Source organism: Sulfurimonas sp. (genome assembly GCF_029027405.1).
Taxonomy (GTDB): Bacteria; Campylobacterota; Campylobacteria; order Campylobacterales; family Sulfurimonadaceae; genus Sulfurimonas.
This window is the reverse complement of sequence record NZ_CP093396.1, coordinates 1971560-1992812: the sequence shown is the minus strand read 5'-3', so window position 1 is coordinate 1992812 and position 21253 is coordinate 1971560. Positions and strand designations below refer to the sequence as shown.

Sequence of the window (21253 nt, the reverse complement as noted above, 5' to 3'; positions counted from 1 at the left end):
TACAAGGAACAGAATTATCGAATAAAACTGATTTTTGAATGACATAATTTTTCATTTTAAAACCCTATTAAATTTTTTAATAAGTTTTTGTTTAGATTTAACTTCACATCTGACTAACATGAAATATTTTTGATATTCTCTTGTACCAGGAGAACTGTCTTCTAAACTTTCTTTTTCATCTACTAATTTTTCAATCTCTAAACTAATATCTTCTAACTTTTTTTTTAACTTTTTTAATCTAGTCATTTTAAAATCCTCTTAAACAAATTTACTAAAACCGCTTTAACTTGTGTATATGAATGTTTAATGTTCTTTTTGATAATATTCATAAGAGTTATCGCAGTTTTGCGATGAGTAGGAGTGACTAGATTTATAGTAGATGTATGTATATACTCTATTACTTCATTAGAGTATGTAATCAATTTGTCGAAGAACTCTTGGAACAGAGTCGGTCTTTGAATTTTTGAGAAATTTACTTGCATTTTGTCACTCCTAGTATGTAGTAGTTACTTAATTAGGTAACTACGACTTATTAATATTTAAATTATATATCATATTAACTTAAGTGCAGTTTAAAATTAAGTAATAATGAGTTAGATATGAATAAATAAGTAATTTTGATATAAAATAATTATATAAATAGGTAATAAAGATGAATAAATCAGAAATAACTAGAGAATTGGAACTTGATTATAAAACATTTAGTAAATGGGAAGATGGAAGACCCAAACTATATAAATTTATAATTAAAAATTTTTATAATAATGAAAAAGATATAAATCTAAATAATGATAATAATTTAGTAAAAGAAATAGTAAAAGAATTAAAAAAACTACCCGATAATAAAAAAAAGAAATTTTATTATTTAATAATGGCAGAATTAGCAGAAATGGGAATATAATGAAAAAAGAAGAAAATGAAAATAAAATAATATATTTAAAAGCTAAAGAAATAAGAGAATATTTTAAAATCACATCAAAACAACTTCATGAAGTTTTAGAACTGTTAAAGTGGGCAACCAAGTCAGATGATAAAGGTTGGAAAGCTACTAAACTTGGAATAGACAAGGGTGCTAAAGAGGGTGTATATATGGGTGTTAATTATATACATTGGAATGAAAAAATAAAAAATGACTTTGAATTTATAGATGTTGTAGAAGGTTTAAAAAATAGTAAAAAGATAAAGGATCAAGTAAATAAAAAAAATGTCATTAAAACAAAGAAAATGACAGATAAAGAGAAAAAAGAAAAAGGCGATGAATATGAACTCTTTATTGCAAAACACTTTAGAGAACAAGGACATACAATTGCAGAGCATGGAAAAGATAATGGCGTAAAAGATTACGGTATAGATATCATTGCTAAAAAAGATAAAGAAATATTATTTATACAGTGTAAAAATTGGAGTGCCAATAGCTCAAATAAAGTAAGAGATAAAGAAATAAAAGTAACAAGGCAAGATGTACAAGATTATAAAGAAAAATACCCATTATATGAAATGTACAAAACTAAAATAATATATATAATGTCTGAAAATGTATTACATGGAAGTGGATATCACTATATACAAGACAATAGTGATGTAGTAGAGTTTAGAATAATTCCAATGATAGATTAAAATTAAGAGAATTTAAATTATAAGATTTTGTAGATAAAAAAATAGTAGTCAGAGGGGTAATTAATCCCTCTGTTTTGATTAGTATAAAGAGGGTGTAAACACCATAAAAACTAAAAAGGCTACTATCAGCTTATTGTGCAAAATAAACTCCTATCTTGAAATCCTAATCCCACACCTAACACCACTTGCTAAAAAAAAAGCAAAAAAAAAGGCTAAGACCGAAGTCCTAACCTTAATCTTCCAAAAAAAAGTATAGTAATTAATTACACCTTTATAAGGAGTTACCTTGCACAGTAAACAAAAGTATATCATAGTAAAAAGAATATGTCAAAAATCATCATTTTATAAAATTAATAAAAATATGTTACAATTACACAAGTGGAAGAGAGCGAAAGCTCCCTATTTTAATATAACGGTTGGGCTAGAACCATTAAAACCACTAGTATAAGAAATAACTTCACATCGTGTCTCCTTTCTTTGGAGATACCCTCTAAATCCAAATATCCCTTTAACACCCATAAGCCAAAAGAAGAGACAATGCTTGTAACAGCGGAAGTATAACACAAAGTAAAAGAGAGTTAGAAAGTGGCTAAAAAAGAACTAAACAGGGTAAGGTTTTTTCGAATCTCTCCTTGTCCACCACTTTACAAATGATTTTGCTATACTTACAAAAAATAACTATGGAACCATAATTGATGATAAATGAAGTTGTACTAAATTATATATTGCTGTTTATATTTTTAGAAATATATGAGTTGCAGTGGCAAAAAGCCCAAACTATTATGGGTATGTTAGCTCGAATGTATCAGCATTATTCTAAAAGTATATTCTTATTTTTGATTATGCATCCTACATTTTACTTTGCTATCGGGTTTATGGTTTTAAATGATTATAATATTTATGCAGTTACGCTATTACTTATTAAATCACTTGATATGATTACAAAAATTTCACTTATTAAACAAGTGTTTATTGATGAAAATTTGTCTGATGAGATGACTTTGGCTCTCTTAGCACCAATTAACAAATTTATATTGTACATGGGTTTAGTAATTTATCTTCCTCTTATATATCTATCTTTAGAGAGTTTTTAATGTTAAGTAAATCATGGTCAAACTTACTACAAGCACAGATGCAAGAAGATTATTTTAAAAAACTTGAATCATTTGTTGACAAAGAATATAAAGAAAAAACAATTTTTCCAAAACGAGAAGATATATATAGAGCATTTAATTTAATAGAAGTTCCAAAAGTAAAAGTTGTTATAATCGGGCAAGACCCTTATCATGGTGAAAATCAAGCAAATGGTTTGGCTTTTTCTGTTGGAGATAAATGTAAAATACCACCTTCACTAAAAAATATATTTAAAGAGTTAGTAGAAGATATGGGATGCAAATATCCAATAACAGGAAACCTAACATCATGGGCTAAAGAAGGAGTTTTACTAATTAACACTGTCTTAACAGTACAAAGCGCAAAAGCAAATTCTCACAAAGCAAAAGGTTGGGAAATTTTTACAGATTTTATAATCAAAGAATTATCTTTAAAGTCTGAAAATATTGTTTTTATCTTGTGGGGTAACTCCTCTATCAAAAAAGCTTCTTTTATAGATGAGAGTAAGCATCTAGTATTAAAATCACCACATCCATCACCATTATCTTCATATAGAGGATTCTTTGGTTCAAAGCCATTTTCTAAAACAAACGAATATTTAAAGCAACATTCTAAAAAAGAGATTAATTGGAGTTTATCTTAAATTTTGCCATAACTGGTAAGTGGTCGGAGTAACCTTTACCTTTATGTTTAGGAACTCTAGCACGAGATACTTGCCATCTGAAAATCTGTTTCTTTTTAAATAGGTATTTTTTATCTAGGTTTTTTATAGAGCTTGTTATGTAAGAGATGCCATCTTTTATAAGAAGTGATTGTGAGATTAAAATATTATCAAGCGCCTCTTTTTTACCTCTGTAAATATAAGAGTATCTATCTTTTTCTTTCGCATCGTACCAAAGGTTATAAAAACTATTATGACCTTGTTTTATGGTTCTTAGCACATGATTTATACCTGTTTTTCCATTTGTATCGTTGTGTCTTCTTTTGCGTATAAATTTTATGTACTCTTCATAGTCAGAGTTAAAGTCACCTAGTAAGATTATATTTTTTTCATATCCAACTTGGGCAACTCTATTTCTTAAAACCTTAGCAGATGTTATTCTCATACTCTCAGGTCCCGATTTAGCTTTCCAATGATTTGCAAATAGGTATAAGTTTTGTCCATCTATATTTAGTTTAGCTTCTAAGATATTTCTGTATTTATAAGATGAAGTGACTTTTAATTCTTTTGTATAAACAAAAGGAAATTTACTTAAAAATGCTACATGAATAGCAGTAGGTTTATTATCTGTAATTTTATAATATTGGTAATATAAACCATTTTTTTTAAGCTCTAAACGCAAATCTTTTAAAGCATCTAGTGAATGAACTTCTTGAAGTGTTATGATGTCAGCATCTATATCTTTGATGACTTTTGCAATATTTTGCAGTTTAATTTTATAGTTTTTCTTGTTCCAAAGAGATGGAGTAAATGCTTTATACTCTTTGTGTTTATAACCTTTTTTATTTAAGTCAAAAAGGTTTTCAACATTGTAAGTAGCAACTTTGAACATTCTATCTCCATATAATGAACTGATTAATATAAGAAAAACAAAGAGGTGTTTCACTAATTAATGCCATTTAATCTTAATAAGTTTTGCGGATCAGGTTCTCGTCCCATAAGTTCTTCAAAATAGCTTTGCATACTCTTTGCTCCACCACCATTAAGTACCACATTAAGGTACTTTTTAGCAGTTTTAGAATCAAATATTCCTTCATCAACTACACTAAAAAAAGCATCTGCACTTAAGACCTCTGCCCATTTGTAACTATAATATCCAGCAGCATATCCACCAGCAAAAATATGAGCAAAACCATTTTGAAACTTATTATAACTTGGTGTTTTTATAAGAGCGGTTTCTTCTCTTATGTTATCTAAGAGTGCTTGAACTTCATCACCTTTATATATTTTAGAGTGTAGTTTAAAATCAAAAATAGAAAATTCTAATTGTCTAAGCATTCCAGATGCCGATAAGAAGTTTTTACTTTTAACAAGCTTTTGAATCATCTCATCTGAAATAATTTCACCACTTTCATGATGAGAAGCAAAAAGTTTTAAAACACTTGGTTCATAAGCAAAATTTTCCAAAAATTGTGATGGGAACTCAACTGCATCCCATTCAACTCCATTTACCCCACTAACTTCATTCTCATTGACACTACTTAACATATGATGAATCGCATGTCCCATCTCATGAAAAAGAGTTACAACATCATCATGTCGAAGTAAAGAAGGAGTCTCTGAAGTAGATGGAGGAAAGTTACAAACTATAAATGAAGATGCTAGTTGTTTTTTGCCTTCTTCATCTAAGCAATGTGATTGCCAGTTATGCATCCACGCTCCACCTCTTTTTGTTTTTCTAGCTTCTAAATCAAGATAGAGTCTTGCTTTTAATTTGCCATCAAGATAAAGGTCATAAGAACTAGCCTTTTCATCCCAAAGTTTTTCTTCTACTTTTTTAAATTCAATTGAAAATAGTTTGTTTAAAAAGTCAAACATTCCAGTTACAACTCTGTTTTGCTCAAAGTATGGGCGATATAACTCTTCATCTATTTCATATTTTTCTTTTTTAAGAAGTTCGCTATAGTAAGCACTGTCAAAACTTTGTAGTGTTTTGCCTGACATTTTCTCAACTTCTTGAAGTTCATTTTTTGCTTGATCTATTGATTTTGTTATTAAAGTTTGCAGAAAGTTTACTACGCTTTTTTCGTCTGTTGCCATTTTACTTTTTATAGAGTATTGTGCATAATTATCAAAGCCTAATATTTTGCTCATTTCATTTTTTAGAGCTAGTAATTCATCTATGATTTTTGCATTTTGTGGTGCTCTTGTTACATAAGCCTTGTATAAAGATTCTCTTATTTTTGCATTTCTACCGTAAGTCATATAGGCAATGTATGATGGCATCTGAAGAGTAAACTTATATTTTGTTTTAGAATCTTCCTCATATTTTGCACTCTGAATATCGCTTTGTGGAATTCCTTCTATATCAGCTTCATCTTCTATGATGTACTCATAATCATTAGTAGCATCCAGAAGGTTTTGTGAGAAGTTATTTGAGAGCTCACTTAGTTTTATATTTATCTCCCCAAGTCTTTGTTTTACTTTTGCATCTAGGTGTGCACCACTTAACTCGAAATTTAGTATATTTAACTCTAAAACTTTTTTTTGCTCGAAGTTTAAAGTTTCTTTTTCATTTTGTTGAATCTTGTTATAAGCGTTGTAAATATCTATATTTTGAGATATATTTGTAGAATATTCTGTAATTATTGGTAAAGAATCAGCATAAATTTTTTGTGTTTCATCTGAGTTGTTTACAGAGTTTAGATGCGATAAAGGTGTAAAAAAATGTTCAAGTTTTTCTTCTAGCATCTGTATCGGTTTTACAAAAGAAGCATATGTGTTATGCTCTTGTTTTAAAAATGTTTCTATGCTCTCATTGTTCGTTTTAATTTTTTTTTCTAAATCTGTTATAAAGCTATCTAGTTCTACATTAAATTTTAAAAATTTACTACTCATTCGTCTTCCTCATCTCGTTTTAATTTTATGGCGTTATATTTGTTTATCAGAATATCATCATACTCATCAGATAAATCTAGCAAGCGTTTAAAGGCAATTTTTCCTTCTTGTAGTGTTAATGATGAATCTACTATAAGGTATGAAAGATAGATAGTATTTTCATTTATTGAAAACTGTAAATATGATAATTTTTTATTTTGACTTAAAAGATAATCATAGATCTCATTTATCTTATCTTTAGGAATTTGGCACAGTTTAGAGTCTCCAATAATTATACCATTCTCATAATAGTTTATCTCTACCCTCGCACTACCGCTTTGTACTCTCCAAGATGCTTGCGAGCGTCTTGAAAGAGTAACATTAACATCTAAATCTGATAGAATTTCTTCTAAAAGTTTAGTAGCTCCAGAAGGTTTATACCCTTTTCTTCTTTGTTTTGCAACTAGAAGTTTTGTGCCACATTCAAAGCAGTAATCATTTTTTATCTCTTTTTCTTTTATGAAATTTTTACATGAGGGACATTTTATAATATTTATTTCTTTAATATTTTTGAAATTTTGTATTGTTTCATCAACATAAAAGTAGGGAAGAGCAAAACCTAAATTGTTAGCATTTTGAACAATAAAAGTATTTACCCCTGTGACTTCACCTTCAACATTTAAAAGAGGTCCACCACTATTACCTGGATTTATAGCTGCATCAATTTGAATATATTCTAAATCATCTTGAAGCCTAGATGCTTTTGAAACTATCCCCTCTGTAGCTGTATAGTTTAGCCCATAAGGATGGCCAATAGCAATAGTTGTATCACCATCTTTTACAGGTGATAAAGATAGTTTTAAAGGATTACTAGATGCTTTAAAATCAATATGGATAAAAGCTAAATCATAATCCGCATCATCATATATAACTTGAGCTATTGTTCTTTTGATTAGTTTTGAGCTGATTACAACTTCTTTTAATCCACTCACAACATGAGAATTTGTAATAATCAAGTCATCTATTATAAAACCTGTGCCTGTTCCGTATGGAGTCATAATTTGAATGATATTATCTACATATTTATCTAGTATATCTTGAGTATTCATTTTTATATCTCCTCGAAATTTAAGTGCTTTAGCTGAAGAAGATAGCTATTACTAAGTTCATTCATGGAAGAAAAGTTTAGTTTATCTCCAAAAGTTTCTAAAGATTTAAATTGACTTTGATTAGGAAGTATAGCCTCATCTACTCTAGCGATAATTGCTTTTTTAGCAAAGGTGTCTTTTTCTTCAAAATAAAGAGGAGTATAATCAAGAGCCTTGAAAAAAGATGGGTTTTGAATTTCGATTAGTGTATGTAAAAGAGATTTAGTTACAGGATTTAGACCATAGTTATACAAAATATTAAAAGGTATATAAGTGTAGATGCTAGGTATTATTTGCTTATAGCGATTGTTTTTATACCATCTTATTTTTATGAGTGATTCACTTATAAAATTATTTATTTCTTCTTGTGTACTTTTTTCTAAAGGATTAAAAGTATATTTTGCATTATAAAACTTACTACTAAAGTCTTCAAATTTCATAACTTTTAGTTTTTGTATGTATCTGTTTAGTTCTTCATTTTTTGCTTCAGGAGATAGGGTTTCATCATTAAAATAGCGTTGTATTTTTTTACTGATTTTTTGGTATATCTCACATTTTGGAACAAGTAAATAGTCGATTTTAAAAAGAAAATTTAAGTATAAAAAAGATTGCATTCCAGCATTATCATTTGTCGGAAGAGTTGATAGTTTTGCTTCTAGTTCATTTATCCATTGATGTAAAAAGTCATATTTTATCTTTAACTCCTCTGGAGATAATTTAACTAGATGCGTTGCATCTTTCAAAGTGATATTAGGAAATTCACTTTTTATAAACTCTTTGTCAAAGTCTGCAGTTAGAGCAATCTCTCTTAAAGGAAAAAATATTTTTTGTGGAGAAGCGGTAATGTTATCTTGAAAAATTTTTAGTTTAATAAAATCATCATCACTAAAGTAACATGCATATGTGAGTTGATAGTTTCTTTGTAGAATGTATCTTTTTAAAGCCACTTTAGCATCTGAAGTATTGATAATAATTGCCTCAGCATACAATTTTGCATTTGTAACGTGACCTCTTATTTTCGCACTTCCCTGAAATATTTCAAACTCTAGTTTATCACTCTTTAATTTTGTAATAATATTGTTGTTTGAATTTTCATTTGAAAAATTCTCTAAAGATTTGAAAAAATATTCGTAAGCCTTTAAAGTCCTGCCTTTTTCAAATGCTTCATAAGATTTATCAAAAAGTTCTTCTTCATTGGGAGATATAGAAGCGTTTATACCTCTTCCAAAAGAGTGTCTTAGATGCGTAGTTTTGTTATAAAAAAAGTTTAGCCAGTTCATATTTATTATGAGTCCATCCATATAAGTAAGATAATATTTAAGAGTGTCATTATAATGAAACCAGCCTTATAAAAAGCCAATGGTGAGCGTTCCATTAGTGTGGCATTTTTAGCAAAGAAAGGTTTTACTTTTGTTGGGTTTTTTAACTCATACTCCATTTCAGAATAATGTTCATACCTTCTGTCTTTATCTAGTGCTATTGAGCGTAAAATTACACTGTCTAACCAGTTTGGTATGTTGCTATTATACAAGCTTGGTTTTTTAGCTTCTTTAAATGTAGGTGATTGAAAAGGTTCTATTTCTCCATATGGATATTTACTAGTTAAAGCGAGGTATATTGTAACACCTATGGAAAAAATCTCACTTGATTCATTTATGGCTTCGTCTTCAAACCTTTGAGGAGAAAGAAAACTAGGTGTTCCTGCTTTAGTCGCATGTGAAAATATCTCCGTAATACTTCCAAAATCAATAATTCTAAATTCTAGACTTTCATTTTCGTCTTTTGAAATCATTATATTTGGAGGCTTTATATCTCCGTGAATTAAGTCATAGTTCAATAAAAACTGTGACATTTTTAAAAGTGTAGTTGCTAAAGCAATAGTATCATCAATAGTTATTTTTTTAATAGATAAATAGTTGTCTAAATCTTCACCTTTAAAAAGTTGCATTACATAGTAGCGATAAGTTCTATTTTTTGGAATAACTGCTTTTGGAAAAAATTCTGCTTTTAATCTTTTTGCATTCCAAGCCTCTTTAACGAAAATATCTAATGCAATTTCATCATCGATAGCTTCAATAGGAGCAAATTTTATAACATATTGTTTTGTTTTTTTACTACAAAGCCAAGTTCTTCCATTTTCAATAAGAGATTTTTCTAGCTTGTACTCATCAACTATCTGTCCTTTTTTTAAACTTTTTGGGATTGGCATGTTTTGTTGTTTTAAGAGTTGGAAATCGTTGGCTTTAAGAATTTTAACCACTACTGCTGTGGTATCATCAGGAAGGTTGTCTTTAACTAATTTAGAAGCTTTTTTTACTAAAAAAGAAGCCCCATTTAAGATACCAACCTCAAGTGTTTCTTGAGTTAAAACATTATAAAGTCCATCACTACAAAGTAAAAGACTATCATCAGTTTGAATAATATTTTCAAAATAGTAGGGTTCAACTTCTTTATCTATACCAATTGCTTGAGTAAGTACATTTTCATAACCTTTTTCCTCCATTGCGTGGTCATAGGATAGTTGATTTAGTTTTTTATTTCTATGTAAATATACTCTTGAATCCCCAACATTTGCACCATAAAGTTTATTACCTTGAATAACTATGATACATAGGGTTGTAACTAATTCAGGTCGCTCATAATTTAGCATAGACTCTTGGTAAAGAATAGAATTTATAGAGTGAATAAAAGTTTTTATTGATTTCTCTATGCTCCATGTTTTAGGACGAATTTTAAAATTATTCATAAGATAGCTTGTAACCCTTGAAGCCGCAACTGCACCTTCACTAGCACTTCCAACTCCATCACAGACTATTGCTATGGTTAAATCACCTATGGTCTTTGTATCGTAAAAGTCATCACCTTTTAGTTCTCTTCTTTTTGCAAGTGAAAAACCAGATGTTTTAATATTTGAAGATGGCATAAATCTCTTTTATTTTAGTATGAAATATTTTATCAAAATTTATACTATAATTTCTTAGAAGGTTGCATAAATATGAGTCAAAACATAGATTTAATCGTAAAATCAGAATTTATACAAAGTTACAAAGATGGATATCCACTTTTATCTAAAGAGTCTATCTCAAACCTAGATACATTAAAAGAACAAGGTCAAATATTTAACTTAGTAGATGCTAAGAAAAAGTTTATTGCGCAAGCTTATTATGGCATTCAAAATAAAGGATACGGTTGGATTTTATCTTTAAAAAAAGATGAAAAAATAGATAGTTCTTTTTTTGAAAAAAAATTTATAGATGCTATAAAATATAGAGAAGATTTTTTCTCCGATAAATCAACAACAGCTTTTAGAGTTTTTAATGCTGAAGGAGATGGCGTTGGTGGCTTAAGTATTGATTATTTTGATGGATATTATCTGCTTACTTGGTATTCTGAGGGCATCTATGTATTTAAACAAGAGATATTAAAAGCACTTAAAGAAGTAGTGAAATATAAGGGCATCTATCAAAAAAAGAGGTTTGACACTAAGGGAAAATATCTTGATGATTCAGATGATTTTGTTTGTGGGGCAAAAGCATCTACTCCTTTAATAGTTAAAGAAAATGATGTTAATTTTGCAATTCATTTAGATGATGGTGCAATGGTTGGTGTTTTTTTAGACCAAAGAGAAGTTAGAAAAACCCTGCGAGATAAATATGCAAAAGGAAAAACAACTCTAAATACATTCTCATATACGGGAGCTTTTTCAGTATTTGCATCTCTTGGAGGAGCAAGCAAAACAACAAGTGTTGACTTAGCAAAAAGAAGTTTGCCTAAAACTACAGAGCAATTTAGCATAAACAACATAGACGCATCTGCACAAGATATTATTGTAGAAGATGTGTTTAATTATTTTAAATATGCTGTACGAAAAAAGTTATCTTTTGATTTAGTTGTGCTTGACCCACCAAGTTTTGCAAGAAGTAAAAAACATACATTTTCTGCTTCAAAAGATTATGTAAAACTTTTAAAAGAAGCTATACAAATAACTTCTAAAAATGGGATTATAGTAGCATCTACTAATTCTGCAAATTTTTCGATGATGACTTTTAGAGATTTTATTTCAAGAGCGTTTAAAGAGTTAAGAGGAAGATTTCAAGTGCAAGAGAGTTTTTCTCTTGCACAAGACTTTAGAGTAAATCCAAAGTTTAAAGAGGGCAACTATTTAAAAGTTGTTTTTATAAAAAAACTTACTTAATTTCTAATAGTTCAACATCAAAAACAAGTGTAGCATCTGGACCTATGCTAGGGGGTGCCCCTCTTTTTCCATAAGCTAGTTCTGCTGGAATAACTAGATGCCATTTACTTCCAACTTTCATTTTTTGTAAAGCTTCTGTCCAACCTTTTATAACAGCATTTACAGGGAAACTTACAGTTTCACCTCTATCATAAGAGCTATCAAAAACAGTTCCATCAATTAAAGTTCCATGATAGTGAGTTACTACCGTATCTGTTAGTTTTGGAGATTTTCCTGTTCCTTTTTTGATTACGCTGTATTGAAGTCCACTTTCAAGAGTTATTACACCATCTTTTTTCTTGTTAGCTTGAAGATATGCTTTTCCTTCTTTTATGTTAAGGTTTGAAAATTTATCTACCATTGCAACTTCTCTTTTTTGTTTTGCTTTGGTAAATGTTTCCATTGTTTTACGAATTTCGTCGTCACTAAGCCTAGATTTTGTTCCTGAAAAAACATCTTTCATACCAAGTTTCATAGCATCTAGGTTTATATCATCTTTAGAAATCATCAGTTGTTTTCCAAGCTGAGTACCAATAACATAAGCTGCTTTTTCTTTTTGAGTTTTTAGTGATGTAACATCTGGTTTTTTAACTTCTTTTTTTGTGTCAAAACAAGCAGTTAAAAGTAGTGCTGAAGATATCGTAAGTATTAGAATTTTTGTATTCATCTATCGCCTTTTATTTAATTTAAGGCAATTATAGCGATAGATAATAAATGAACTTTAAAGCTAGATTCTACCGCCAGATTTAAACCCCCAAGTTGTTCTCCATCTAGTTTTCACTAAGCTTAGTCCCATAATAGCAACTAAAACAACACAAGCAAAGATTAAAAATCCTGCTGTATAGCCATCAAAAGCACCTTTACTCCACCCAAGAGTTTTTATAAGAGCTGTTCCACCAAGTCCACCAGCACAACCGACAAGTCCGGTCATAATACCAATATCTTTTCCAAATCTTTGTGGCACTAGTTGAAAAACTGCACCATTTGCCATACCTAAGTTAGCCATAATTAAAAATAGCACTAAAATCGCGATATAAAAAGGTAATGAAACTAAAGCACTTATAGTTACTAAAATAGCAACTGCACCATAAAAGAAGTAAAGTGATTTTACTCCACCTATTTTATCTGCAATATTTCCACCAACAGGGCGAAGTACGGCACCGGAAAAAATACAAAAAGCACCAAAATATCCAGCTATTACCTTTACATTTTCTTCATCTAGCATCTCTAAACCAAATGTAGACATATCAACGCTGTAAGTATTCATTAGGTAAACTTTCATATATCCTGCAAAACCTACAAAGCCACCAAAACTAATAGCATAAAAGAATGAAAACCACCATGTGTCTTTATCACCTAAAAGTTTTATATAATCTTTTATTTTTTTAGGTCTAGCAGTATAAATATCAGAAGGGGCATCTTTTGCCATAAAAGCATAAGCGATAATAACAATAATTGACATTGCCGCACCTACACCAAAAACAGATGACCAACCCCATATTTCTGCAATTTTTGGGGCAAAAAGAAAATCAATCACTACACCAATATTTCCAGCTCCAGCAATTCCTAAAACTACACCTTGAAGTTTTGGTGGATACCATTGACCAGCTTGTGGAAGTGCAACTGCAAACGAAGCTCCTGCAAAACCAAGCCCTAAAGCTACCATAAGTAAGGCATTATAAGTAATGTTGTCTCCCATAAAAAATGCTGTTAGTAGAGAAGCAATAACAATAGCTTGTGAGATTAAGGCTGTCATTTTGGCACCTAGTTTATCAACTCCAAATCCAAGGACTATTCTTAAAATTGCACCAGAGAGTATAGGAAGTGAAAGTAGAGTTGCTTTTTCGCCTGCTGTCATTATGTGACCACCAAGCGCTAATGCTTCAGTTATTTCTGTACTAAGTGGACCAAGCATAGTCCAAACCATAAAACTCATATCAAAATACAAGAACGACATAAGTAATGTTGGAGTATGTCCTTGTCCTTTTAAATCTTTAAAACCTGCCATAAAAAAACTCCTAATAATTAAATTGAAAAGTGAATTATAATATAAAAAATAAATATTTTAGATTATGTGCTATAATATTTGTACTGATAGATGAGGTAAAAATATGATTAACTCTAAAAAAATGAAACATTCTATCCCCCGTAAAATTCTCCTTATAGGTGCATCAACTGGTGGACCTGGACAAATAGAAAAAATCATAAAAGAACTTTCGATACTTAATGATAGTGCTATTGTTATTGCGCAGCATATGACTAGTGGCTTCATGAGCAGTTTTTCTAAACAGTTACAGACATATAGTGAGAATACGATATCAGTTGCACAAAATAATGAATATTTACAAGTTGGAAAGATATACACATGTTGTGGTGACATAAAATTAGAAAAAGATAATCAAGGTATATTTTTTATAAAAAAAGAACTCTTGCATATGACAGATTTTAATCCAGATATAAATAAAGTATTTAATTCTTTTGTAAATATCTCTGAGAATATTGAGATATTCTGTGTCATATTAACAGGTATTGGTCGAGATGGGGTAGATGCTTGTCAAGCACTTAGTTTAAAAGGTCATTATACATTAACAGAGAGTGAAAATAGTGCAATAGTTGATGGTATGCCAAGTAGAGCTAGAGCAGAAGTAAAAGATATTCATATTATGGATATAGAAAATATAACGAAAAAAATAAAGGAATTTTGTTTATAATGTTTAATTTTTTTAAAAAAGTAAAAGAAAAACAAATAAATGTAGAAGTTCAAGAACCAACAGACTATGTTGATGTCACTATAATAGCGAGATATTTTAAAAATGAAACGGGTGTTGATTTTGATAAGCAAATTGATATTTTAAAAAATAAGGTTATGATTTTTTGTAAACAAAGAGATATTAACTCTTTTACAAAATTACTAAATAGGATAAGCACAGATAAAAATATAAAACAAGAACTTATAGATTGTTTAACTACTAATGAAACATTTTTTTATCGAGAATTTGCACAAATTGAAAAATTGGTAAATACTGTAAAAACTAGTGAACAAGAGGTTAAAATACTTTGTGCCCCATCGGCAACTGGAGAAGAACCTTATAGTATTGCAATAGCTTTGCTTGAGTCAGGAGTGAGTTCTAAAAAGTTTAAAATTTTAGGAATAGACATAAATAATGATGCCTTACAAAAAGCAACAAAGGGTATTTATAAAGAGAGAAATATTAAAAAACTTTCATCAAAAATAATAGATAAATATTTTGATGTTAATAATGACTCATATATTTTAAATGCTAGTATTAAAAATCTTGTAACTTTTAAATTAGCAAATTTATTTGATGAATCTTTTAAAAAGCTAGGAAAATTTGATTATATTTTATCAAGAAATATGTTGATTTACTTCGATAAAGAGACAAAAAATAAAGCAAAAAATATTTTAGAAAGTATGAGAAAAAATGATAATCAAGAGATATTTTTTGGTCATGCTGATTTATTCTAGCTAAAAGATTAATCAATAAACTGTATATATTGATGTTTTATATGGTGTATAATTTGCCTATAAATAAAATGGAGATTAGATGCAAACACCATTAGAGAGTTTTATATATCATAAAGCTGACACAGGTATGCAGTGTGGAAATTATAGTATTGATATTCCTAAACTCCAAAAAGGTGAGCAATATAGGTTTCATTTCGATGCAACTGCTTGTATTGGCTGTAGATGTTGTGAAGTCGCTTGTAATGAGCAAAATAATAATCCAGCAGATACAAAGTGGAGAAGAGTTGGAGAGATGGAAGGAGGAGAATTCCCTTCCTTTACTCAACTTTTTAACTCAATGAGCTGTAACCATTGTATAGATCCAGAATGTTTAAAAGGCTGTCCTACTTCTTCGTATATTAAGATAGAAGAGACAGGTATTGTTGTTCATAAAGATGAGACTTGTATTGGTTGCCAATACTGTACTTGGAATTGTCCTTATGGTGTTCCAACATTTCATGAAGAGAGAAAAATTGTTACTAAATGTCATATGTGTCATGAGCGTTTAAATGTTGGACAAACTCCTGCCTGTGTACAAGCTTGTCCATCTGGAGCGATAGAAATAGAAGTTGTGAATGTAAAAAAATGGCTAGATGAAGATATGCTTAAAGAGGCGAATATGCCATTCTTACCAGATGCTAATATTACTAAATCAACAACTAGGTATACACTACCAAAAGATTTACCAACTTTAAAACAGATGGATGAGTATATCCTTAAACCTGCTCATTCTGAACTCCCTTTGGTTTTTATGACAGTTTTAACTCAAATATCTCTTGGTGGATTTTTTGCTTTATTTTTAGGTGATATGTTAAGTCTTTTTGGATTTACACAGCCTAATTTTATTATGGCTCTTGTAGTTATGCTTCCCTCAGCCCTTGGTCTCCCTTTATCTGCTCTGCATCTTGGTCGTCCTTTTTTAGCACTAACAGCAATGAAAAATATAAAAACATCATGGTTATCTCGTGAGGAATTAGCTCTTGGAGTTTTTACAGCATTAATGAATATTATTGTAATTTTATATTTATTAGATATTTCACAAAGTGTGCGACTCTTTGTAGAGTTTATAACTTTAGTTATTGGAATCTTTGGCATTTATGCTCAGAGTATGATTTATCGCATTAAAGCACGACCATCTTGGAATAGAATAACAACAAATTTGAAGTTTTTTGGTGTTAGTTATATTGGAATGTTTTTACTTGCTTTTGTCGCTTTAATTCTTGATTTTACTTCTGTTGCTCTTCCTTTAATATCTTTAGGAATGCTTGGCGTGGTTGCACAAATATTTTTTAGTTATGAAGATTTAAGAACATTAAAAAGTATCAAAGAAAATAAGTATCAGCTTTTAAGAACAGCAAGATTGTATGATGAAAATTTTAAAAAGATTATCAACTTTCGCTTTGTTTGTTTAGTTATTTCAGGTTTCTTTCTTCCTTTAATAATAAATGTACTTTTAAGTTCGTCAATATTTTCAGGGCTTAGTGTTGTATTAGGAATAAGTATTATTCTGATGATACTAAGTGAACTTAGTGATAGATTTTTATTTTATACAACTGTTGTTCCATTAGGAATGGCTGGAGGATTTTTTGTAGGAAAACAGAGGTAATAAAGTTTTAAATTCTATCTATGTTTTTTAATTTCAGGTAAATCATAGCCGTCATGATAGCATCGTTGGTTGCGTCATGTTTTCCAAATATAGGTAATCCTAAATCTTTCATAATTGTATCAAATCTAAGATCTATATTTGCATTTGGTATAAATTTTGTTTTTAAATCATAGTACATACTAGAAACTTCTATCTGTTTTTGTGGCAGTGTTATCCCAAGGTATGGCTTTAAATATTTATTTATCATTGCAACATCAAACTCAAGATAGTACCCAATTAGAGGGCGAGAGCCAACAAAGTGTAAAAATTTATCTAAAGCTTCATCAGGTTTACTTCCATTTTGCAAATCTATATTTCTTATTTGATGAATTTTAATACTCTCTTCACTAATAAGATTTGTTGGTTGAACAAATAATTCAAACTTCTCAGAGGTAATAATTTTATCCCCACGAATTTTCAAAGCTCCAATAGATAATATTTCATCAACTTTTGGATTTAAGCCTGTTGTTTCAGTATCATATACAACATATTCATCTTCTGGTGCCTCATCAAATAAAAATGAGTAATCTTCATTTGTTAAATTCTTTCTATTGAAATGTTGTTTTATTTTTGCAAACATTATCCAACCATACTTATTTTGAAATGATGAGATAAAAAGTTTTTAAATTTATTGACAATTTTAAAACTATCTTTTAATAAGTCTGCTTCCATGTCATTTAGATTTTGCACATCTATGAAGTTATTTGCATCTTCTTCATGCCCGATTGCTTTTAGTCTCTCTTTGAGTCTAAGATTTAGTAGAGTATCAAAGGCTTCTTCTACTATATTAGCAAATTCTTTATCCAATACATTTGCTTTAGCTAAGAGCCTTATTCTATTGTTCGTGTTTGTTTCTCTTATGCCTTCTTCTAGTGCCAAGCTTCTTATTCCCTGAACAATTGGGAAGATACCACCTTTTTTCATATCTATTTGATCATTTGTTGAGATGAGTTTTGTAAACATACCAATAGGTGTTTCAAATAAAAGTGCTGCTTTTGCAAAGTTTGCTAAAAAAACATCTTTATCTTTTACATTTTCATATATGATGTCTTTAAGTTCATCAAGCAGTTTAACATCTCCAGCAACAGCAATAGAATCAAAAAAGATAGCTAAATTCATGTAGTCATCTTTGTTTGGTGCTTCTAGCCATCTTAGTATTTCATTTTTAAAATCATCGAAGCTTTTTCTCCAATACTCATTTGAAACCATAATATTTCCCTCACATTCAGGGAATCCAAATTCTATGAGAGTTTTAGTAAATTCTTTCATACACTTTTCGTACTGGGCAACATCAACACCATTTTTAATGATAAGAGCATTATCTTGGTCAGTTTTTAGCATCTGCTCTTTTCTGCCTTCACTTCCCATAACGATTAGACAAGCATTTGTAGCAAGTTCATCAGGAACAATCATTTCATATAGTTTTTCGTATACTTTCTCATTTAACTCAGCAATAAGTTTTGAGATATACTCAACTTTAGTTCCTTTATCATGAAGTTTTTTTATTATATTTATAAAATCATGACTTGCAAGTTTCAACTCTTCAATAGAAGTTGCTTTTTTAATTTGAACAGCTACAAGATATGTGTGATTTGCAAAGTAGCTAAGTAAATCAAGTTGCTCTAATACACCTAGAATTTCTCCATCTTTTGTAATTATAATTCTTTTTATAGAGTTTTTAGTAAATGCTAGCAGAGCATTAAACAAAAAGTCATCATGTTCTAAAGTAATAATAGGTCTTAGAGCAATTGGTCCAATAGGTCCATTCTTATCATAATCATTATATAAAATATGTTTTCTAAGGATGCTATCTGTAACTATTCCACAGCCATCGCTATCTTTGACCAAGATACAATTTGTCTTGATTTCTTCCATTTTATGTAAGGCTTCCATAATAGGTGTATCAGCATTAACAATACAAGGAGCATGTAGATATGAATCAACAATGCGAGCTATCATAAACCCTGACATTTGTGTTGTATATTCTTTTTGTTTTGCAGATTGAATTTTATTTGCTAAATCACTAATATAAAATTCTTTAAAAGCATCGTTTGAGTCTAGTAAAGATTTAAAATCTTCTTTTTTCATTTCAAAACATATAAGCTCTTCTAAAACAGTGAAAGTATCCTCCGTCTTATCGTATATAAGTGAATCGGCATCGAAGGTATTGGAGTTGTGATAGACCTTAATAAGCTCATCTTTATGATACTCACCAACTTCACCTTTAATAATTAAATATAAAAATTCTGAAATATGATTTGGGGAAATTAAAACTTGATCTTTTTTATAATAAGCAATATCCATAGAATTGACGGCTCTTGTAAGCTCTTTGTGTGTAAGTAGTTCAAAAGGGTGAATAGATTTTAAAAATGCTTCTTGATCGTGTAAACTCATTTATTGCCTTTAAAAGTAATCTTTTATTAAGGTATCACATAAGTCGTAAGAGATATATTAAGAAAAGGTTATAAGAAAAGGAAAACAAGCCGAGTGTTTCGGCTTGTTTCGTTTAGTTGGAGAGTAACTCTAGTGAGTTGCTCCGCCAGCTCCTCTTGGGATTCTAATTCTTTCAACAAGATCTTGAATCTCTTGTGGTGGTGGAGGTGTCATACTACTTACAACTAACGCAACGATGAAGTGTAATAACATACCAATTGTACCGATACCTGTTGGAGCAATGTCCCATAGATAATCAGCTTTATCTCCGCCCATGAATACAAAGTAAATAATGTATCCGAAAGTGAATATTAGTCCACTCGCCATACCAGCAATTGCACCTTCTTTGTTCATTCTCTTATAGAAAACACCTAACAAAATAGCAGGGAAGAATGATGCAGCAGCAAGACCGAAAGCAAATGCAACAACTTGTGCAACAAACCCTGGAGGGTGTATTCCTAAGTAACCAGCAACCATAATGGCAGCAACTGCTGCAAGACGAGCACTCATTAACTCTGCTTTTTCGCTTAATGTTGATTTACCAGTTTTTGGATCTTTCATAATTACATTTCCTAAAAGGTCATGTGAAATTGAAGTTGAAATAACAAGTAATAAACCAGCTGCTGTTGAAAGAGCTGCTGCTAAACCACCCGCTGCGATAATAGCAATTACCCAATTTGGAAGACCAGCAATTTCTGGATTCGCAAGAACGATAATATCTCTATCTAGGTAAAGTTCATTAATGATTTTACCATTAGCTCTCATTTCTTCTGCAGTTGCAGTATGAGAAGGCATTGAGTTAGAAGTTAAACGCTCACCGCTTGCACCTCTTCCTTCTGTAAACTTAGGTTTACCTTTTCCACCTTCAAATGCTTTACCTGAAGCAAATTGAATTTTACCATCGCCATTTCTATCTGTCCAAGCTATAAGACCAGATTCTTCCCAGTTTTTAAACCAGTAACCATTGTTGATTGTGCCATCAGCATGTTTAGTTTCACCTTTAACAAAGGCAGCATACTCAACATTTTGTAAGTTTTTAATCAAGTTAAGACGAGCAAAACCTGCAACCGCTGGAATTTGTGTATAAAGAATAGCAATAAACAATAAAGCCCAACCAGCTGAAATACGTGCACCAGCAACAGTTGGTGTAGTAAAAAATCTAACGATAACATGTGGAAGACCAGCAGTACCAAGCATAAGTGCTGTAGTAAGCATAAATACATTCCAAGTACCAGCATGACTTTCAGTATACATACCAAAACCAAGATCAGTCATAGATGTATCAAGTGCATGTAGTAAGTAAGTACCAGAATCTATCATCCTGATACCATCATCGAATTGGAATGGAATAGTTCCACCAAAACCGATTTGTGGCAAGAATGTTTCTGTAACTTGAAGTGAAAGGAAAATTGCAGGAACAGTAAATGCAAAAATCATAACACAATATTGAGCAACTTGAGTATATGTAACACCTTTCATACCACCAAGAACAGCATATATGAAAACGATACCCATACCAATATAAATACCCATATTTACATCAACTTGTAAGAATCTAGAAAAAACGATACCTACACCCCTCATTTGACCAGCAACATATGTAAATGAAATAAAGATTACACAAACAACTGCAACAGTACGAGCAACATCAGAATAGTATCTGTCACCAACGAAGTCAGGAACAGTAAACTTACCGAATTTTCTTAAGTAAGGTGCTAAAAGCATTGCAAGTAGTACATAACCACCTGTCCAACCCATCAAGTAAGCACCACCGTCACTACCCTTTAGTGAAACGATACCCGCAAGTGAGATAAAAGAAGCAGCACTCATCCAGTCTGCCCCAGTTGCCATACCATTTAAGACAGGGTGTACACCACCGCCCGCAACGTAAAACTCTTTTGTAGATCCAGCTCTTGCCCAAATAGCGATTGCTATATATAGTGCAAAAGAAGTACCAACAAATAAATAAATTAAACTTTGTAATTCCATTGTATCCCCT

The 21253-nt window shown here is 30.4% G+C and carries 20 protein-coding genes; 8 read left to right on the top strand and 12 right to left on the bottom strand.

Annotated features, from left to right (window positions below; translation table 11 throughout):
* Positions 1–51 precede the first annotated feature (51 nt).
* Positions 52–246: a hypothetical protein gene (locus tag MOV42_RS09550; RefSeq protein WP_324170967.1), complete on the bottom strand. Its 195-nt coding sequence runs from the start codon at positions 244–246 to the stop codon at positions 52–54.
* Positions 243–482 carry a hypothetical protein gene (locus tag MOV42_RS09545; RefSeq protein ID WP_324170966.1) on the bottom strand — a complete coding sequence of 80 codons (240 nt, stop codon included), beginning with the start codon at positions 480–482 and terminating at the stop codon, positions 243–245. The genes MOV42_RS09550 and MOV42_RS09545 overlap by 4 nt, the downstream gene beginning before the upstream one ends.
* Positions 483–652: 170 nt before the next feature.
* Between MOV42_RS09545 and MOV42_RS09540 the strand changes: the two genes are divergently transcribed.
* From MOV42_RS09540 to MOV42_RS09525, 4 genes are all read left to right on the top strand, one after another.
* The gene (locus MOV42_RS09540; protein WP_324170965.1) at positions 653–901 is read left to right on the top strand and encodes a hypothetical protein; all 249 of its coding nucleotides are present in this window, start codon (positions 653–655) and stop codon (positions 899–901) included.
* Positions 901–1617, top strand: a complete 717-nt coding sequence (locus tag MOV42_RS09535; protein WP_324170964.1) for a restriction endonuclease — start codon at positions 901–903, stop codon at positions 1615–1617. Before MOV42_RS09540 ends, MOV42_RS09535 begins: the two co-directional genes overlap by 1 nt.
* Positions 1618–2312: 695 nt before the next feature.
* Entirely contained in the window at positions 2313–2711 is a 399-nt protein-coding gene (locus MOV42_RS09530) for a hypothetical protein (protein ID WP_324173020.1), read from the top strand.
* Positions 2711–3373 (top strand): uracil-DNA glycosylase, encoded by a 663-nt coding sequence (locus MOV42_RS09525; protein ID WP_324170963.1) that lies wholly within the window; start codon positions 2711–2713, stop codon positions 3371–3373. Before MOV42_RS09530 ends, MOV42_RS09525 begins: the two co-directional genes overlap by 1 nt.
* Here MOV42_RS09525 and MOV42_RS09520 read toward each other — a convergent pair.
* The 5 genes from MOV42_RS09520 to MOV42_RS09500 are packed head-to-tail and all read right to left on the bottom strand — an operon-like array spanning position 3354 to position 10339.
* Positions 3354–4283: an endonuclease/exonuclease/phosphatase family protein gene (locus tag MOV42_RS09520; RefSeq protein ID WP_324170962.1), complete on the bottom strand. Its 930-nt coding sequence runs from the start codon at positions 4281–4283 to the stop codon at positions 3354–3356. The two genes, MOV42_RS09525 and MOV42_RS09520, sit on opposite strands and share 20 nt — an antisense overlap.
* Positions 4284–4336: 53 nt before the next feature.
* Positions 4337–6289 (bottom strand): M3 family metallopeptidase, encoded by a 1953-nt coding sequence (locus tag MOV42_RS09515; protein WP_324170961.1) that lies wholly within the window; start codon positions 6287–6289, stop codon positions 4337–4339.
* Positions 6286–7377, bottom strand: a complete 1092-nt coding sequence (locus tag MOV42_RS09510; RefSeq protein ID WP_324170960.1) for a trypsin-like peptidase domain-containing protein — start codon at positions 7375–7377, stop codon at positions 6286–6288. Before MOV42_RS09510 ends, MOV42_RS09515 begins: the two co-directional genes overlap by 4 nt.
* Positions 7378–7379: 2 nt before the next feature.
* A complete protein-coding gene (locus MOV42_RS09505) occupies positions 7380–8696 on the bottom strand; it encodes a hypothetical protein (RefSeq protein ID WP_324170959.1) in 1317 nt (438 codons plus the stop codon).
* 5 nt (positions 8697–8701) lie between these two features.
* Complete coding sequence (locus tag MOV42_RS09500) at positions 8702–10339, bottom strand: protein kinase domain-containing protein (protein ID WP_324170958.1); 1638 nt, start codon at positions 10337–10339, stop codon at positions 8702–8704.
* A gap of 72 nt (positions 10340–10411) precedes the next feature.
* Here MOV42_RS09500 and MOV42_RS09495 point away from each other — a divergent pair, with 72 nt between their 5' ends.
* A complete protein-coding gene (locus tag MOV42_RS09495) occupies positions 10412–11611 on the top strand; it encodes a class I SAM-dependent rRNA methyltransferase (protein WP_324170957.1) in 1200 nt (399 codons plus the stop codon).
* Here the strand turns inward: MOV42_RS09495 and MOV42_RS09490 are convergent.
* Positions 11604–12317 carry an FKBP-type peptidyl-prolyl cis-trans isomerase gene (locus MOV42_RS09490; protein ID WP_324170956.1) on the bottom strand — a complete coding sequence of 238 codons (714 nt, stop codon included), beginning with the start codon at positions 12315–12317 and terminating at the stop codon, positions 11604–11606. The two genes, MOV42_RS09495 and MOV42_RS09490, sit on opposite strands and share 8 nt — an antisense overlap.
* A gap of 60 nt (positions 12318–12377) precedes the next feature.
* A complete protein-coding gene (locus MOV42_RS09485) occupies positions 12378–13658 on the bottom strand; it encodes an MFS transporter (protein WP_324170955.1) in 1281 nt (426 codons plus the stop codon).
* A gap of 103 nt (positions 13659–13761) precedes the next feature.
* Here MOV42_RS09485 and MOV42_RS09480 point away from each other — a divergent pair, with 103 nt between their 5' ends.
* The 3 genes from MOV42_RS09480 to MOV42_RS09470 all read left to right on the top strand — a co-directional run bounded on the left by MOV42_RS09480 (position 13762) and on the right by MOV42_RS09470 (position 16782).
* A complete protein-coding gene (locus MOV42_RS09480; protein ID WP_324170954.1) occupies positions 13762–14361 on the top strand; it encodes a chemotaxis protein CheB in 600 nt (199 codons plus the stop codon).
* A complete protein-coding gene (locus MOV42_RS09475) occupies positions 14361–15137 on the top strand; it encodes a CheR family methyltransferase (protein ID WP_324170953.1) in 777 nt (258 codons plus the stop codon). Before MOV42_RS09480 ends, MOV42_RS09475 begins: the two co-directional genes overlap by 1 nt.
* Before the next feature lie 79 nt (positions 15138–15216).
* Positions 15217–16782, top strand: coding sequence for a DmsC/YnfH family molybdoenzyme membrane anchor subunit (locus MOV42_RS09470; protein ID WP_324170952.1), 1566 nt, complete (start codon positions 15217–15219; stop codon positions 16780–16782).
* Positions 16783–16789: 7 nt separating this feature from the next.
* On the opposite strand, the gene MOV42_RS09465 is transcribed toward MOV42_RS09470, so the two are convergent.
* The 3 genes from MOV42_RS09465 to MOV42_RS09455 form a co-directional block, all read right to left on the bottom strand.
* Positions 16790–17401: a 3'-5' exonuclease gene (locus MOV42_RS09465; RefSeq protein ID WP_321777819.1), complete on the bottom strand. Its 612-nt coding sequence runs from the start codon at positions 17399–17401 to the stop codon at positions 16790–16792.
* Positions 17401–19215: a putative nucleotidyltransferase substrate binding domain-containing protein gene (locus MOV42_RS09460; protein ID WP_324170951.1), complete on the bottom strand. Its 1815-nt coding sequence runs from the start codon at positions 19213–19215 to the stop codon at positions 17401–17403. The genes MOV42_RS09465 and MOV42_RS09460 overlap by 1 nt, the downstream gene beginning before the upstream one ends.
* Positions 19216–19344: 129 nt before the next feature.
* Positions 19345–21243 carry a sodium:solute symporter family protein gene (locus tag MOV42_RS09455; RefSeq protein ID WP_324170950.1) on the bottom strand — a complete coding sequence of 633 codons (1899 nt, stop codon included), beginning with the start codon at positions 21241–21243 and terminating at the stop codon, positions 19345–19347.
* Between the last annotated feature and the right edge of the window lie 10 nt (positions 21244–21253).